The 16,808-nt window shown below is 53.9% G+C and carries 11 protein-coding genes; 3 read left to right on the top strand and 8 right to left on the bottom strand.

What is annotated here, in order from left to right; genetic code table 11:
- The 4 genes from OGY18_RS01515 to OGY18_RS01500 all read right to left on the bottom strand — a co-directional run bounded on the left by OGY18_RS01515 (position 1) and on the right by OGY18_RS01500 (position 4,658).
- A complete protein-coding gene (locus OGY18_RS01515) occupies positions 1–879 on the bottom strand; it encodes a [formate-C-acetyltransferase]-activating enzyme (protein WP_286551383.1) in 879 nt (292 codons plus the stop codon).
- Positions 845–3,142 carry a formate C-acetyltransferase gene (locus tag OGY18_RS01510; RefSeq protein ID WP_286551380.1) on the bottom strand — a complete coding sequence of 766 codons (2,298 nt, stop codon included), beginning with the start codon at positions 3,140–3,142 and terminating at the stop codon, positions 845–847. Before OGY18_RS01510 ends, OGY18_RS01515 begins: the two co-directional genes overlap by 35 nt.
- Before the next feature lie 101 nt (positions 3,143–3,243).
- Positions 3,244–3,564: a PTS fructose-like transporter subunit IIB gene (locus OGY18_RS01505; protein ID WP_148362595.1), complete on the bottom strand. Its 321-nt coding sequence runs from the start codon at positions 3,562–3,564 to the stop codon at positions 3,244–3,246.
- A gap of 14 nt (positions 3,565–3,578) precedes the next feature.
- Entirely contained in the window at positions 3,579–4,658 is a 1,080-nt protein-coding gene (locus OGY18_RS01500; RefSeq protein WP_286546050.1) for a PTS fructose transporter subunit EIIC, read from the bottom strand.
- 308 nt (positions 4,659–4,966) lie between these two features.
- On the opposite strand from OGY18_RS01500, the gene ptsP reads away from it, so the two are divergent.
- The 3 genes from ptsP to gldA are packed head-to-tail and all read left to right on the top strand — an operon-like array spanning position 4,967 to position 9,262.
- Complete coding sequence (gene ptsP, locus OGY18_RS01495) at positions 4,967–7,468, top strand: phosphoenolpyruvate--protein phosphotransferase (protein WP_286551402.1); 2,502 nt, start codon at positions 4,967–4,969, stop codon at positions 7,466–7,468.
- Between the two features lie 15 nt (positions 7,469–7,483).
- The gene (fsa, locus tag OGY18_RS01490) at positions 7,484–8,146 is read left to right on the top strand and encodes a fructose-6-phosphate aldolase (protein WP_126319610.1); all 663 of its coding nucleotides are present in this window, start codon (positions 7,484–7,486) and stop codon (positions 8,144–8,146) included.
- 12 nt (positions 8,147–8,158) lie between these two features.
- Positions 8,159–9,262, top strand: a complete 1,104-nt coding sequence (gene gldA / locus OGY18_RS01485; RefSeq protein ID WP_003825158.1) for a bifunctional L-1,2-propanediol dehydrogenase/glycerol dehydrogenase — start codon at positions 8,159–8,161, stop codon at positions 9,260–9,262.
- Between the two features lie 86 nt (positions 9,263–9,348).
- On the opposite strand, the gene katG is transcribed toward gldA, so the two are convergent.
- From katG to metB, 4 genes are all read right to left on the bottom strand, one after another.
- On the bottom strand, positions 9,349–11,529 hold the full coding sequence (katG, locus tag OGY18_RS01480; RefSeq protein WP_003825159.1) for a catalase/peroxidase HPI: 2,181 nt from the start codon (positions 11,527–11,529) through the stop codon (positions 9,349–9,351).
- A 168-nt stretch (positions 11,530–11,697) separates the two neighbouring features.
- Positions 11,698–12,585, bottom strand: a complete 888-nt coding sequence (gene metF / locus OGY18_RS01475; RefSeq protein ID WP_003825161.1) for a methylenetetrahydrofolate reductase — start codon at positions 12,583–12,585, stop codon at positions 11,698–11,700.
- Between the two features lie 372 nt (positions 12,586–12,957).
- Positions 12,958–15,390: a bifunctional aspartate kinase/homoserine dehydrogenase II gene (locus OGY18_RS01470; RefSeq protein ID WP_003825164.1), complete on the bottom strand. Its 2,433-nt coding sequence runs from the start codon at positions 15,388–15,390 to the stop codon at positions 12,958–12,960.
- Positions 15,391–15,392: 2 nt separating this feature from the next.
- Positions 15,393–16,553, bottom strand: coding sequence for a cystathionine gamma-synthase (metB, locus tag OGY18_RS01465; protein ID WP_003028818.1), 1,161 nt, complete (start codon positions 16,551–16,553; stop codon positions 15,393–15,395).
- Positions 16,554–16,808 lie beyond the last annotated feature (255 nt).

Here is a 16,808-nt window from a genome sequence, read left to right as displayed (position 1 = left end):
CTATCCTCCTACTGTTACCTGAAATCCGGCGCATTCTGCCATCTTACGTATACTATCCACCTCTTGCGCCGTCGGTACGGGCACTTCTTTCATCAACCAGGGCATACCGAGCAGGCTGTATTTTGGCTCGCCATATTGATGAAACGGTAGCAGGTGTACCTGCTTTATGCCTAGTGATGACAACATCGTCAACACATGCTGCGTGTTATCTGAATTCATCGTAAAGCCCGGAATCAGCGGCAGGCGAGGTATGACATTAACCCCTTCCTCCACCAATAACCGTAAATTCGCCAGCACACGCGGCAGATTCATGTTGATGATCTCACGTGCCAAATCTCCATCCATTATTTTGAGATCGAACAGCACCTCATCACACTCTTTTGCCAGCGATAACAAGCGACCGGCCGGCGCATCGCCAGCCGTTTCAATTGCACAGCGCACATCCCAGCGCCGCAGACGTTGCAGGAATCGTGTGGCAAAGGGCGCTTGCATCAGCACTTCACCGCCGGAAAGCGTCACGCCCCCGCCAGAGGTGCGAAAGAAAATATCATCTTTCATCACTTCACGTTCCAGCTCGTCCAGCGTGATATCACGACCAATACGCTCAAACGCACCGGAGGGACACTCGTCAGCATCACGCAGACAGGGTGTGCAGTGCAGGCATTTACTCTCCCGCCGTACCGTTTCAATACGTGGGGAGAGAGATTCAGGGTTAGCACACCAAGGGCAGGTATGCGGACAGCCTTTAAAAAAGACGACCGTACGAATACCCTGCCCATCATTCAGTGAGTAACGCTGAATGTTGAATATACGCGCGACTTCCTCGCCACGGGGGTCAATTACTTCACAGTTGATGCGCGGTGCGGCGAATGATGTCATCCTGGATCTCCTTCGACAGCTCGACAAAGAAGGCGCTGTAACCCGCCACGCGCACCACCAGCCCGGTGAAATCCTGCGGGCGCTGCTGTGCTTCGCGCAATGTGTCGGCATTTACCACGTTAAACTGGATGTGCTGGAGCTTGAGCTGGGTAAATGCCCGCAGAAAATCCGCCAGCTTGCGTAAACCGGCCTCACCTTCCAGTGTGGCTGGCGTAAACTTCACATTCAGCAACGTCCCATTGGAAAGTAGCGTGTTATCCAGCTTGCTGACCGACTTCAATACCGCCGTCGGTCCTTGCATATCCTGTCCCAGCATCGGCGACAGCCCCCCATCTGCCAGTTGCTCTCCGGCGAAGCGGCCATCCGGTGTTGCCCCAACGACCGAACCCAGCGGCACGTGTGCAGAGACGGTATACGAACCCGGCGTAAATTGCCCGCCGCGTGGATTGTGGTATTTCTCTACCTCTTTGCAGTAATGACGCAGCAGTTCGGCGCTGATGTTATCTACATCATCGATATCGTTGCCGTATTTTTCGAAGCGATTGATCAGCCTGGCGCGAACTTTCTCGCCTTCCGGGGTAGCAAAGTTATCTTTTAGCACCAACAAAAGTTCATCAAAAGATAAGCGCTGTTGTTCGAATACCAGCCCATTGAGCGCATGCAGCGAATCGCTCAGGTTTGCAATACCGATCCCCTGTACGCCGGAGAAGTTATACCGCGCGCCGCCGTCGGTAATATCGCACCCTTTATCCAGACAGTCGCTAATAAACGAGGAGAGCAGCGGCACCGGTGCCCAGTCGCGGTGACCGATATCGCAGATATTACTGCCCTCCACCATCAACGTGATGTAGTGGCTGATTTTGGCACGAATATGCGCCAGGAGATCGTCGTACGTCAGAGTGCGGTTGCCTTCGTTCTCATGCAGACAAATTTCCATCACTTTCAGCAGATTAAACATAGCGATATCGTGCAAACCGTATGCTCTGCCTGGAATAGACAGCTCGACACAGCCTACTACCGCGTAATCCCGCGCATCTTCCAGAGAAACACCGCGATTCAGAAACGCGGGCACCACCACTTCATCGTTAAAGATTTGCGGAATGCCGGTACCAAGACGAATGGTCTGTGCTGTTTTCATCAGGAACGGTGTATCGATCAACGCATTCGTGCGCACACCGAGGTTTGGTTGTGGTAGCTGTACGTTCTGATACGCATCAAGACAGAGGAAAGACAATACATTTACCGCACTACGACCATTCTCCGTCAATCCCCCCAGTAGCGCGGTGTAGCCTGTTGGGAAGCCAGCGAAATAGCGCGCACTACTGGTGGATCGCAGCAGTACGATGTCATTACATTTCACCCACAGGGATTCGAGGATCTCTTGTAAGAATGCCGGGTCTTCCCCCTGCGTCAGCGAAGCCTGATAAAACGGCAGCATATACTGGTCGAAGCGTCCGAGTGAAAGCGAACTGGCGTTGGATTCATATTGCAAAATAATGTTCATGTACCAGAACAGCTGACATGCCTGCCAGAAGGTTTGCGGCTTGCTCTGGGCGTTATGCCGGGAGTTTTCAGCAATCGTCAGTAATTCCTGGCGTCGCTGCGCATCCGGGCAGCTTTCCGCCATCTTCTCTGCCAACATAGCGTAACGCAGAATATGGTTTTGCGAAGCCTCAAGCAGCAACAGCGCAGCCTGATAAAAGTGATTATCCGGCTGCTGCAGACAATGCGCCCGCATCTGCGCTACCAGCTCGCCAAGCCCGTGATTCAACAGGCGTGGATAATCAATAATGATATGTCCCTGACCTTTGTCAGTCTGGTTAATGCTAAAAATCTGGGTACTGACGGCGGCTTTTACCTCATCGGTCATCTGACCGTTGATGAAATCTTTCATCGACCGCTTTTCCCAGTACGGATACAGCACATCACGATAGCGATGTTTATCCTCTTCGCTGATGTCAAAACGGTCCTGCGGACGGGTTGGAAACTGCTCCAGCTCTTTAAGCAGCCAGTAAGGATCCATTTCCGGCGACATAATGCCCGCACGCGGTTTAACGGTACGGTTTCCGGCAATCAGTTCCTCATCACGAATCGAAATCTCAACGTGCTCAAGAATATATGCGGTGGCTTTCGCCCGACGCAGAATAACCGGCTCTCCCTCCGTCTGCTGGTGGCTGGCGGTATATAACAGCGCACGTTCAAGCGAAATTTCACGGTTGTTCTGAAACAGAGCGGTTTTTAAACGTTGGATACGGTTAGTCATGAGGAACTCCTGCGGGAATAGTTGCCTGATGGCGCTACGCTTATCAGGCCTACGCATCTGTAGGCCGGATAAGGCGAAGCCGCCATCCGGCAAACAAACGGTTAAGCGGTTTGCGCCAGATGCGCGCCAATCTTGCTCATGATGGCGTCGGCACGTTTCACTGCATCGCTGATGTTGACGCGAACGATAGTTTTGCCCGCAAAACGTTCTTCAAATTTAATACCAATGTCCTTGGTCAGAATGACCATGTCGGCTTCCGCCACATCCGCCGCGGTCAGTTCGTTTTCCAGACCGATCGACCCCTGAGTCTCAACCTTTACTTGCCAACCTTTGGCTTTAGCGGCGCTTTCCAGCGCTTCGGCTGCCATATAGGTGTGGGCAACGCCAGAAGGACATGCGGTTACTGCGATAATCTTGGTCATGACTCATTCCTCACTTAATTCATTTCAAAATCTAAATCCAGGTCATCTTCTTTCTGATCGACCTGAGACACTTTTTTCCGCGCCAGACTTTTCAGTACGTTAACGCACACGGCGGTCACTACAGCACCAACGGCAACCGCCGCGATATAACCCAGTTTTCCTTCCACTACAGGCAGAACAATCAGTCCGCCCCAGCCGGCATAACACTGCGCACCAAACAGGGCGGCGGTTACCGTGCCGCAGGCGGAACCCACCATAATCGATGGGATGACGCGCAGCGGATCGGCTGCAGCAAACGGAATCGCGCCTTCTGTTACGCCAACACAACCCATTACCAGCGCAGCTTTACCGGCTTCGCGTTCTTCAGAAGAGAAGTTCTTACGACCAATCAGCGTCGCCAAACCTAAACCCAGCGGCGGCACGCAGATCCCCACCGCAGCGATTGCCACCACGGTATAAACCCCCTGCGCCACGCAAATCAGCATGAAAGCGTAGGCAACTTTGTTAATTGGCCCTCCCATATCGAAGGCCAACATCAGTCCCATAATTACCGCCAGCAATACGATGCTGCCCTGCTGCATACCCTGCAGCCACTCGGTCAGGCTCGTGGTTAACGCGCCAACGGGTTCTCCCAAGCCCCACATCATGATGCCTGCGGTGATAAAAGTGCCGACGATAGGAATAACAAAGATAGGCATTACCGAGCGCAACACCTTATGAACCGGGATCTTCTTCAGATAATGGACGACTATACCGCCAATAATCCCGGCAATTAATGCGCCAAAGAAACCTGCACCGAAGCTGTTTCCCACCCATGCGCCAATCGCACAAGGGGCCAGAGCAGAACGTTCAGCAATGGAATAGCCGATAAAAGCAGCAAGAAATGGCACCATCAAAGTCAACCCGGCGACGCCAATATCAAACAGCTTTTTAAGATTAGGATCGGTCGCAGCATCCGGTACCGCGCCTTTGCCATACAGCATGACGGAGACAGCCAGCAAAATACCGCCCGCTACTACGAAGGGGATCATATGCGAAACACCGGTCATCAGGTGCTGACGAGTATTTTTCAGGATTTGTACCAACTCTTTCATAAGTCGCTCCCGGGCTGCCTAAAGCCCATATCCATAAACTTGTTGCGGAAAACAATAGGCAATCTGACGCGACGCAAACAGTGGATAAAAAGGCCATTTGCTGGACTTTTGTAATGTCAGTACAAAAATGCGATCCGCCTCATAACTTGCAGTTTCTCGGAATTTATAGGGGATACGCTGACTTGTGAGGGATGTCTCACTTTGATGGTTACATTACATTTATCCAGTTTTTGGCAGTTTTGTCACATGGCAGGCTCAGGCGTTGCCCTTTTATCCTGTAGCGAGAAATCGTTATGGGAGATGAGGCTATGGCCCTGATTGTGGAATTTACCTGTGAGCTATCCAATGGCGTACATGCACGCCCGGCAAGCCACATAGAAACGCAGTGCAACACCTTTACTTCGCACATTGAGTGGCACAACCTGCGTACCGAACGTAAGGGCAACGCTAAGAGCGCGTTATCGCTGATTGGCACCGATACTCTGGCGGGTGATAGCTGTCAGTTGCTGATTTCCGGTACAGATGAACAAGCAGCTCACCAGCATCTGAGCCAATGGTTACGTAATGAATTTCCACACTGCGATGCACCGCTAGCGGAAGCCAAAAACAACGAGCTGGAGCCTCTTCCGGCATCGCTCACCCATTTAAATCCACAGCTTTTCCGCGCTCGCACCGTCTGCAGCGGCAGCGCAGGAGGCGTTCTGAGTCTGCTTTCTTCGCTGGATCTTAACGCGCTCAGTAACCTTCCATCCGCTCAAGATATTGAAACCGAGCAAGCGGCACTGGATAACGGTTTAACGCTGTTGATGAAAAATATTGAGTTTCGATTACTCGACAGCGACGGCGCTACCAGTGCGATTCTGGAAGCACACCGCTCGCTGGCAAGCGACCTCTCACTGCGCCAGCACCTGCTCGCCGGCGTATCACGCGGGTTAAGCTGCGCCCAGGCGGTTGTTGAAAGTGCCGGACATTTTTGTGATGAATTCTCCCGTTCAAGCAGCAGTTATTTACAGGAGCGTGCGCTGGATGTACGCGATGTTTGCTTCCAGCTTCTGCAGCAAATTTATGGGGAACAGCGCTTCCCAGCGCCGGGAAAACTGACCCAGCCTACGGTTTGCATGGCGGATGAGCTAACACCGAGCCAGTTCCTCGAACTGGATAAAACATTGCTGAAAGGCTTGCTGTTAAAAAGCGGTGGTACTACGTCACACACGGTGATTCTCGCCCGGTCATTCAACATCCCTACGCTGGTTGGCGTAGATATTGAATCTTTGAGGCCATGGCTGCAGCAAACAGTTTATATCGATGGTAACGCAGGAGCAGTCGTCGTTGCCCCTGATGAATCTGTCGTACGTTACTATCAGCAGGAAGCCCGTATCCAGGATGCCATTCGGGAACAACAACGTATCTGGCTGACCCAGGAGGCACGCACGGCTGATGATATCCGCATGGAAGTCGCCGCCAACATCGCCCACTCCGTGGAAGCGCAGGCAGCCTTTAGTAACGGTGCGGAAGCGGTTGGCCTGTTCCGTACGGAAATGCTGTATATGGACCGTACCTGCGCCCCGGATGAGAACGAGCTATACAACATTTTCTGCCAGGCGCTGGAACCCGCACAGGGACGCAGCATTATTGTGCGCACCATGGATATCGGCGGTGATAAACCCGTTGATTACCTGAATATTCCTGCTGAGGCCAACCCGTTCCTCGGTTATCGTGCGGTGCGTATCTATGAAGAATATGCCGCATTGTTTACCACGCAACTGCGATCGATCCTGCGCGCCTCAGCGCACGGTAGCCTGAAAATCATGATCCCAATGATCTCCTCCATGGAAGAGATCCTGTGGGTCAAAGAGAAACTGGCTGAAGCCAAACAGCAGCTACGAAGTGAACACATTCCGTTTGATGAGAAGATCCAGCTCGGTATTATGCTGGAGGTTCCGTCTGTGATGTTCATCATTGACCAATGCTGCGAAGAGATTGATTTCTTTAGTATTGGCAGCAATGACCTAACGCAATACTTACTGGCGGTCGACCGCGACAACGCCAAAGTTACCCGCCACTACAACAGCCTGAATCCGGCCTTCCTGCGCGCACTGGATTACGCCGTGCAGGCAGTACATCGACAGGGGAAATGGATTGGCCTGTGCGGTGAACTGGGTGCCAAAGGTTCTGTGCTGCCACTGCTGGTGGGGCTGGGTCTGGACGAACTTAGCATGAGCGCTCCCTCCATTCCCGCCGCCAAAGCGCGGATGGCGCAACTCGACAGCCGTGCCTGCCGTCAGTTGCTGAATCAAGCGATGGCTTGTCGAACTTCGCTGGAGGTCGAACATCTGCTGGCCCAGTTCCGCATGACCCAACAGGATACTCCGCTGGTTACCGCCGAGTGCATCACGCTGGATAGCGACTGGCGCAGTAAAGAAGAGGTCATCAAAGGGATGACCGACAACCTCCTGCTGGCAGGCCGTTGCCGCTATCCACGTAAACTGGAAGCAGACCTGTGGGCACGCGAAGCCGTCTTCTCTACCGGATTAGGTTTTAGCTTCGCCATTCCACACAGCAAATCCGAACATATTGAGCAGTCCACCATCAGCGTAGCGCGCCTGCAAGCGCCGGTACGTTGGGGTGATGATGATGCACAGTTCATTATTATGCTGACGCTCAACAAACATGCCGCTGGCGATCAGCATATGCGTATTTTCTCGCGTCTGGCGCGCCGCATTATGCATGAAGAATTCCGTAACGCGCTGGTTAGCGCCGCCTCAGCCGACGCTATCGCCAGCCTGTTGCAACATGAACTTGAACTTTAAAGAGGATGTTTTTGTATGGAACTTTACCTTGATACCGCCAACGTCGCGGAAGTTGAACGTCTGGCACGCATTTTTCCTATCGCGGGAGTCACCACCAACCCAAGCATTGTAGCGGCAAGCAAAGAATCCATCTGGGATGTACTGCCACGCCTGCAAAACACCATCGGCGAAGAGGGTATTTTGTTTGCCCAAACCATGAGCCGAGACGCACAGGGCATGGTGGAAGAGGCCAAACGCCTGAGCAACGCGGTGCCCGGTCTGGTAGTGAAAATCCCGGTGACATCCGAAGGTCTGGCCGCGATTAAGATGCTGAAAAAAGAGGGCATCACCACGCTAGGAACCGCGGTTTACAGTGCTTCTCAGGGGCTACTGGCTGCGCTGGCGGGAGCTAAATATATCGCACCTTACGTTAACCGTATCGACGCGCAGGGCGGCGACGGAATTCGCACTGTACAGGAACTGCAAACGTTACTGGAACTGCATGCGCCAAACAGCATGGTACTGGCAGCCAGCTTTAAAACCCCGCGTCAGGCGCTGGATTGCTTACTGGCAGGATGTGAAGCTATCACCCTGCCATTAGACGTAGCGCAACAAATGCTCAATACCCCTGCGGTAGAGTCAGCAATAGAGAAGTTTGAGCAGGACTGGAACAACGCATTTGGTCACATCAACCTGTGAGGGAAATAAAGTATGGATCGCATTATTCAATCACCTGGTAAGTACATCCAGGGTGCCGATGTTATTACCCGTCTTGGCAGCTACCTCAAACCACTGGCAGAACGCTGGCTGGTCGTTGGGGACAAGTTTGTCTTAGGTTTTGCCCAGGGCGCACTGGAAAAAAGCTTCCAGGATGCCGGACTGGCGCTGGAAATTGCACCGTTTGGCGGCGAATGTTCACAAAACGAAATCGACCGTCTGCGCGGCGTGGCAGAAAAAGCGCAGTGTGGCGCAGTACTTGGTATTGGCGGCGGTAAAACGCTGGATACCGCCAAAGCGCTGGCGCACTTTATGGGCGTGCCTGTCGCCATTGCCCCAACCATCGCCTCTACCGATGCGCCGTGCAGCGCGCTGTCCGTCATTTACACCGATGCCGGTGAATTCGATCGCTATCTGCTGCTGCCCAACAACCCGGACAGGGTCATTGTGGATACCAAAATTGTCGCGGGCGCACCGGCACGTCTGTTAGCTGCGGGTATTGGCGATGCGCTGGCGACCTGGTTCGAAGCCCGTGCCTGTTCACGTAGCGGCGCAACCACCATGGCGGGCGGTCAGTGTACTCAGGCGGCGCTGGCGCTGGCAGAGCTGTGCTTTAATACGCTAATCGAAGAAGGTGAAAAAGCGATGCTGGCAGCCGAGCAGCACGTGGTTACACCAGCACTGGAACGTGTTATTGAAGCCAACACCTATCTGAGTGGCGTCGGTTTTGAAAGCGGTGGTCTGGCAGCGGCTCACGCCATTCATAACGGTCTGACCGCAATCCCGGATGCGCATCACTACTATCACGGCGAGAAAGTGGCTTTCGGTACGCTGACGCAGCTGGTGCTGGAAAACGCGCCGGTCGATGAAATTGAAACCGTTGCAGCACTGTGCCATTCCGTTGGCCTACCGATTACCCTGGCGCAACTGGATATCAAACAGGATATCCCAGCGAAAATGCGCATTGTGGCTGAGGCAGCCTGTGCCGAAGGCGAAACCATCCACAACATGCCTGGCGGCGCGACGCCGGACCAGGTGTATGCCGCCCTGCTGGTGGCTGATCAGTACGGTCAACGTTACCTGCAAGAGTGGGAATAACCTGCAAATAGAAAATCCCCGCAAAAGCGGGGATTTTTTTATTCATACCATGCCGGATCCGCGCAAGCGACATCCGGCATTAGCTGTTACAGCAGATCGAAACGATCCAGGTTCATTACTTTCACCCATGCGGAAACGAAATCTCTCACAAACTTCTCGTGAGCATCGCTGCAGGCATAAACTTCAGCCACTGCGCGCAGTACGGAGTTAGAACCGAACACCAGATCGGCGCGGGTTGCCGTGTATTTTACTTCGCCGCTCAGACGGTCACGACCTTCGAACAGCTCTTTTGACTCATCAACCGCCTTCCACTCATGACGCATATCCAGCAGATTGACGAAGAAGTCAGTGCTGAGTACGCCTGGACGATCGGTAAAGACGCCATGCTGGCTGCCGTCGAAGTTGGCACCCAGTACGCGCATACCGCCCACCAGCACAGTCATTTCCGGTGCGGTCAGCGTCAGCTGCTGTGCTTTATCGATCAGCAGCGACTCGGTGGTCGACACGTCAGGACGAGAGCGGTAGTTACGGAAACCATCGGCAATCGGCTCGAGCAGTTCAAACATCTCAATATCCGTTTGATCCTGGCGCGCATCCACGCGGCCCGGTGCAAAAGGTACTTTGATGCTGACACCCGCAGCGCTAGCCGCCTGCTCTATACCAACAACCCCGGCCAGCACGATAATATCGGCTAACGAAGCGGTATGGGCTGACTTATAAATGCCTTCCAGCACAGGCAGTACGCGTGCCGCGGTAGCATTCACATCCCAGCCACGCTGTGGGTCCAGCGCCAGACGCGCACCGTTAGCGCCGCCACGTTTATCCCCACCGCGGAAAGTTGATGCGGAAGCCCACGCTACCGATACCAGTTCGCCCACGGACAACCCGGAAGCGGCGATGGTCGCCTTCAGCTTCAGAATATCTTCTTCGCTTGGGTTGAAGAACGCATGCGGCAGCGGGTCTTGCCAAATCAGATCTTCTTTTGGTACTTCCGGTCCGATGTAGCGCGATTTTGGCCCCATATCACGGTGCGTCAGCTTAAACCATGCACGGGCAAACGCTTCGTTAAACGCCTGCGGATCGTTCAGGAAACGGCGGGAGATCTTTTCGAACTCAGGATCAAAACGCAGCGTCAGGTCGGTAACCAGCATCGTCGGCTTACGTTTTTTCGATGGATCAAACGGATCGGGAATAATTTCTGGTGCGTCAACGGCTTCAAACTGAATCGCGCCTGCCGGACTGCGAGTTTGTACCCACTCGTATTTGAACAGGTTCTCGAAGAAATAGTTGCTCCATTGAGTCGGCGTCTGCGTCCACACAACTTCCAGACCGGAAGTAATTGCGTCTGCACCCGCGCCGCTGCCGTAGCTGCTGGCCCAGCCCAGGCCCTGCGCTTCAATCGGCGCGGATTCTGGATCGGCCCCAACGTGCGAAGCCGGTGCTGCGCCGTGGGTTTTGCCCAACGTATGACCGCCGCCAATCAGCGCCACGGTTTCTTCGTCGTTCATGCCCATGTTACCGAAGGTCGCACGAATCGCCGCTGCCGCTGAGAGCGGTTCGCCGCTATGGTCCGGCCCTTCTGGGTTTACATAGATAAGACCCATTTCGGTCGCGCCCAACGGCGCTTTCGCCAGCTCTTCCGGGTGACGGTGGGTCAGCCAGGCTTTTTCATCACCCCAGTTTACGTCGAGATCCGGTTCCCAGACATCTTCACGACCAGCACCAAAGCCGAAGGTGCGGAAGCCGGAGTTTTCCAGCGCCACGTTGCCCGCGAGGATAAACAGGTCGGCCCAGGATATTTTCTGACCATATTTCTGCTTGATAGGCCACAGCAGGCGACGCGCTTTATCCAGGCTGACGTTATCTGGCCAGGAGTTCAGTGGAGCAAAACGCTGCTGTCCGCGACCCGCGCCACCGCGTCCATCGATGGAGCGATAGGTCCCTGCACCGTGCCATGCCATGCGGATAAATAATCCGGCATAGGTTCCCCAGTCAGCGGGCCACCACGGTTGAGATTCGGACAGAAGGGCTCTGAGATCCCCTTTCAGGGCAGAATAGTCGAGTTTGCTAAACTCTTTACGGTAGTCGAAGTCCTCACCCAACGGGTTCGAACGATTAGAATGTTGGTTTAAAAGATCAACGCGGAGTTGATTTGGCCACCAGTCGCGGTTATTCGTTCCTGCTCCCGCGCTCTGATCGTGACCGCCCTGATGAAAAGGGCACTTACCGGCAGTTGATGCGTTCTGGCTATCGTCGGACATGCTCATCTATATGCTCCCTTTACAGTGTTCTGACTACGATATACACCACCAGAGATAAGATATAGTCGAAATAACCCACAGATTCGATAGCTAATTCCTTTTATATTTTAAGTTACAGAGATGTAGATCAAAATGATCAAAAAAAAGCCCTCCGTAGAGGGCTGGGGCATCTGTTTAATTCGGTCTTACACCCAGTGTGTGACAAATTGCGTAGCTCATCTCGGCGCGGTTGAGCGTATAGAAGTGAAAATCTTTCACCCCTTCGCGACTGAGGATCTTCACCATGTCCATGGCGATGTTTGCACCCACCAGCTTACGGGTTTCGGCATCATCATCCAGACCATCAAACATGGTCGACATCCAGGAAGGGATACGAACATTGGTCATATCGGCAAATTTTTTCGCCTGTTTAAAGTTAGATACCGGCAAGATGCCCGGAATAATTTCCACATCGATACCCGCAGACACGCAGCGATCACGAAAACGCAGATAGCTTTCTACATCGAAGAAAAACTGGGTGATCGCGCGGTTTGCACCGGCATCTACCTTCCGCTTCAGGTTCAGCAGATCGGCCTGAGCGCTCTTCGCTTCCGGGTGTACTTCCGGATAAGCCGCAACGGAGATATCAAAATCCGCAACGTCTTTCAGCAGAGTCACCAGGTCAGAGGCATACATATCCGGTTTACCGCTTCCCGGCGGCAAGTCACCGCGCAGAGCAACAATATGACGAATACCGTTATTCCAGTAGTCCTGAGCAATGGTCCGCAGCTCATCGCGGGTTGCATCAATACAGGTCAGGTGCGGAGCCGCTTCAAGACCCGTGCGATCCTTAATACCTTTAATAATGCTGTGCGTGCGGTCGCGCTCACCAGAGTTTGCACCGTAGGTGACTGAAACAAACTTCGGCTTCAGGCTGCTCAGGCGATCGATGGAGTTCCACAGGGTTTGCTCCATTTCACTGGTGCGCGGCGGGAAAAACTCAAACGAAACGTTAATCTGACCCTGCACTTCCGCCAGGCTCTGATTCAGGGCTTCCCGCTGGTTGGCGTGAAAAAAGCTCATACCTTACCTCATCAATCTTTTGTCGTTATATGTTGTGTTGTGAACTGCTATACGTTTAGACGTCTAGATGTAAAAATGACGGAAAAGCACGCTGGCGTCAACACAAAAATCATCGTTAAAGGTGAGGAATACTCAGCCAACGTGAAAAAAATTCACATCAGCCTGAAATGATGGGGGATTGCGGCACGACCGTCTGCAAGCCGTTAACGAGAGCGGTGACAGCCTCGCCTCTGGCCAGAGCGCGGGTAAGACGCAATACGGGTAGGTTTAACCCAGGATGAGAGTTGAAGTGATTATGCAGAAGGCTGTTGACGTATTTTATCCGGCCAGGGTCACAAACGAACCGTCGGCCGGATCATCCGGCAACAAAAACTACAGCAGTTGCGCCAGACGGTTGATGTCTGACTGAATAGCGCCGGCGGTGACGTCACGACCTGCGCCCGGTCCACGGATCACCAGCGGGTTATCGCGATACCAGCGGCTTTCAATGGCGAATACGTTATCGCATGGCAACAGCGCCGCCAGCGGGTGTTCAGGGCGAACCGCTTCAACGCCAACGCGTGCTTTACCGTTAGCATCAAAACGCGCCACATAGCGCAGCACCAGCCCCATTTCACGCGCCGCTTCCAGACGCTGCACCATCTGCTCGTTCAGCTCATCGCCATTCTCAAAGAAATGGTCAATAGAGCCTTCTTCACAGTGCGCAGGCACCAGCGATTCCACGCGAACCTGGTCCGGTTCGATGTCGTAACCTGCTTCACGCGCCAGAATCACTAGCTTGCGCATCACATCTTTGCCGGAAAGATCTACGCGCGGATCGGGTTCAGTCAGACCCTGTTGCCACGCCTGATCCACCAGATCGGTGAACGGGACCGTGCCATCAAATTGCAGGAACAACCACGACAACGTGCCGGAGAAGATCCCGCTGATCGACAGAATGGTATCTCCGCTATCAATCAGATCGCGCACGGTATGGTTGATCGGCAAGCCTGCACCCACGGTGGCGTTATACAACCAGTGGCGACCGGTTTTTTCAAAAGCGTCATGAATTTGGCGATAATTATGACTGCTGCTCGCCCCCGCCAGTTTGTTGGCGCTGATAACGTGGAAACCATGGCTGGCAAAATCCAGATACTGATCCGCCAGTTGCTCGCTGGCAGTAACGTCCAGCACCACTAAATCATCATACGGGTGAGCACGCATCCACAGGAATAGAGACTCTTCATCCTGCTCTACTGCCTCGTCATCAAAGAAAGCTAACGCGCGGCTGGCATCCAGCCCTTCGTAATTCAGCAGACTACGACGGCTATCAACCACACCCGCCAGCACAAACTCTAATCCGGTGCGCGCCGAGAGCGTGCTCTGCTCGCGAGCGAACAGCTCCAGCCAGCGCGAACCAATGTTGCCTTTGCCGAACAACACCAGACCAATGCGTTTTTCCGCACGGAAAATTGACTGATGCAGACCCTGAATCAGGCTCTCTGTTGGCCCAGTACGCAGTACCGCGACCAGGCTGATACCCTCTTCCGATTGCCAGGTGAATTCAACCGGTTGACCTTTCAACTGTTGCCAGAAACGGTGGCAATGCAGCGGATTACGGGTGACGCCCGCCCCGACCATTGCCACCAGCGCCAGCCCTTGGCGCAGACGCAGTTCGCCCGGCAGACCAGCTTCATCAAGAATTTTCAGTGCGCCGTCAGCGACTTCGGAGGTATAGCAAAATTGCAGCAGTTGGCGGTCAGGATGCACACCCACTGCCAGCGGACGCACCTGGGTACGTTTTAAAACCTGGTCGATCTCTTTATATGCCAGCTTAAAGTCCTGGCCAGTCGGAACCAAAAACTCAATCAGGCAGACGTCATCATGACTGGTCACAATACGCGCCCCGGTACCGGAGGCCAGTACGCGTTCAATGCGCGTTGAACCTTGCTCCGGCGTATAGCTACAACGCAGCTGGAGATCGATATCGCTACCGGAAACCGGCTGTAAGGTACGGGCATGGAGAACCGGCGCCGCCAGACGCGCCAGCTCGCTGGCTTCATCCAGACGCAGCAGCGGCAGCAAACAGGCGTCTTTTACTTTACGCGGATCCGCGCTGTAAACCCCGGCGACATCGCTCCAGATAGTTACGCGAGAAACGCCCGCCAGCGCGCCAACCTGCGTCGCCGAGTAGTCGGAGCCGTTACGCCCCAGCAGGACCGTTTCACCGGAATTGCTGCGGCTAATAAAGCCGGTAACCACCAGCCGTTTACCCGGATGCTGCGCCAGCAGTTGCTGTAGCAGCGGGTAAGAAAGACCTTCATCTACCTGCGGCTGGGCACCGCGTTCAGCACGTAAAAAATCGCGCGCATCCAGCCAGGCGGACTCCAGCCCCTGTTGGTTAAGGACCGCAGACATCAAACGCGCGGACCATACCTCACCATGCCCAACAACCTCAGCATAGACGGCATCGTTCACACCGCTGTCGAGTAATCCGGCCAGACGCTCCAGATCGTGAATAAACGCGCCAATCAGTCCATCCGCTACCTCAGGAGGTAACAAACCGCTGATAAGCTCACTTTGATAGCGACGTAACGCCTGTTGAACCTGATGCGCAGAAAGGCGATCGGTCTGGCTTAATTTCAGCCAGCTAATCAACTGGTTAGTGGTACTGCCTGCGGCTGAAACAACCATCATGTCATCAGGCTGCGAGTAATCCGCCATAATGCCTGCGACACGCAGATAACATTTCACGTCTGCCAGACTACTACCACCAAATTTGTGCAGTTGACGACCCTTCGCCCCTGCCTGCGCAATCACACTCATGTTTACCCCTTGTTTGCAGCCCGGAAGCCATTTTCCAGGTCGGCAATTAAATCTTCGCCATCTTCAATACCGGTGGAGATACGCAGCAGCGTTTCGGAAATCCCGGCAGCAGCACGCGCTTCTGGTGCCATGCCCGCGTGTGTCATGGTTGCGGCGTGGGAGATCAAACTTTCAACGCCCCCTAACGATTCCGCCAGCGTAAACAATGACAACCCGCCGAGGAAACGGCGCAGCGTTTGCTCATCGCCATCCAGTTCAAAACTTAACATCGCGCCAAAGCCTTTTTGCTGACGCGCAGCAATCTCATGGCCCTGATTATCCGGCAATGACGGGTGATACAATTTTTTCACCAGCGGCTGAGTTTGCAGATAATCGACTATCGCCTGAGCATTACGTTGCGCCACCTCCATTCGAGGAGACAGAGTACGCAGGCCGCGCAACAGCAGATAACTATCAAACGCGCCGCCGGTCACACCAATATTATTCGCCCACCATGCCAGTTCAGTGACCGTTTCCGGATCTTTCGCTATCACAACACCAGCCACCACGTCTGAGTGACCGTTTAAATATTTCGTGCATGAATGCAACACCAGATCGGCGCCCAATGCCAGTGGATTTTGCAGTGCCGGGCTTAAAAAAGTGTTGTCGACCACGCTGACCGCGCCTGCTTCACGCGCCAGCTGGCAGATTTTCGCAATATCCACCACGCGCAGCAGCGGGTTGCTTGGGCTTTCTACCAGCACCAGCTTCGGTTTTTCCGCCAATGCGGCCTGCAATGCCTGCTCATCTCCTTGATCGACAAACAGGACGCGGTAACAGCCACGTTTTGCCAGACTGTCAAACAGTCGATAGCTCCCGCCGTAGCAGTCATGCGGTGCGACCAGCAGATCGCCTGGCTTGAGGAAGACCGTGGTCACCAGATGAATCGCCGACATGCCAGTATTGGTCAGCACAGCACCAGCACCGCCTTCCAGTTCCGCCAGCGCACGCTGAACAACATCGCGCGTTGGGTTGCCGCGACGCGAATAGTCATGGGCGCGAGGTTCATTAAATCCGGTAAAGTTATAGGTGCTGGAGAGGTGAATCGGCGGGACAACGCAACCGTACTGTTCGTCGTCATTTAACCCGCTACGCACTGCGATGGTGGCCTGTTTACGCGTCATATTGAGGAGATCCTGGCTGAGTCGGTGAAAAGTCAGACACCAGAGTAATCATAGTTACGATAGCCGTCAATACATCTGGACATCTAAACTTCTTTGCGTATAGATTGAGCAAACTGGAAATAGCCGTTAAAATTATATGCATTAGCGTACATCTGCGTCGGCTTACTTCGTGTCAGGGCCACGCCACTACGATAAACTACGCGCAATTATGGTCCGGGCTCAGGTTCTGGCCTCAATATTAATGACGAAGAGGAT

Origin of the sequence: Citrobacter sp. Cpo142 (genome assembly GCF_030332425.1) — a bacterium.
Lineage (GTDB): Bacteria > Pseudomonadota > Gammaproteobacteria > Enterobacterales > Enterobacteriaceae > Citrobacter > Citrobacter portucalensis.
The sequence above is the reverse complement of the archived record's forward strand: the minus strand, read 5'-3'. Positions and strand labels throughout refer to the sequence as shown.

Coding starts and splice junctions, on each gene's coding strand:
- gldA (WP_003825158.1), top strand. CDS start 8,159: ATGGATCGCATTATTCAATCACCTGGTAAGTACATCCAGGGTGCCGAT.
- fsa (WP_126319610.1), top strand. CDS start 7,484: ATGGAACTTTACCTTGATACCGCCAACGTCGCGGAAGTTGAACGTCTG.
- OGY18_RS01515 (WP_286551383.1), bottom strand. CDS start 879: ATGACATCATTCGCCGCACCGCGCATCAACTGTGAAGTAATTGACCCC.
- metF (WP_003825161.1), bottom strand. CDS start 12,585: ATGAGCTTTTTTCACGCCAACCAGCGGGAAGCCCTGAATCAGAGCCTG.
- katG (WP_003825159.1), bottom strand. CDS start 11,529: ATGAGCATGTCCGACGATAGCCAGAACGCATCAACTGCCGGTAAGTGC.
- OGY18_RS01500 (WP_286546050.1), bottom strand. CDS start 4,658: ATGAAAGAGTTGGTACAAATCCTGAAAAATACTCGTCAGCACCTGATG.
- OGY18_RS01505 (WP_148362595.1), bottom strand. CDS start 3,564: ATGACCAAGATTATCGCAGTAACCGCATGTCCTTCTGGCGTTGCCCAC.
- OGY18_RS01510 (WP_286551380.1), bottom strand. CDS start 3,142: ATGACTAACCGTATCCAACGTTTAAAAACCGCTCTGTTTCAGAACAAC.
- ptsP (WP_286551402.1), top strand. CDS start 4,967: ATGGCCCTGATTGTGGAATTTACCTGTGAGCTATCCAATGGCGTACAT.
- OGY18_RS01470 (WP_003825164.1), bottom strand. CDS start 15,390: ATGAGTGTGATTGCGCAGGCAGGGGCGAAGGGTCGTCAACTGCACAAA.
- metB (WP_003028818.1), bottom strand. CDS start 16,553: ATGACGCGTAAACAGGCCACCATCGCAGTGCGTAGCGGGTTAAATGAC.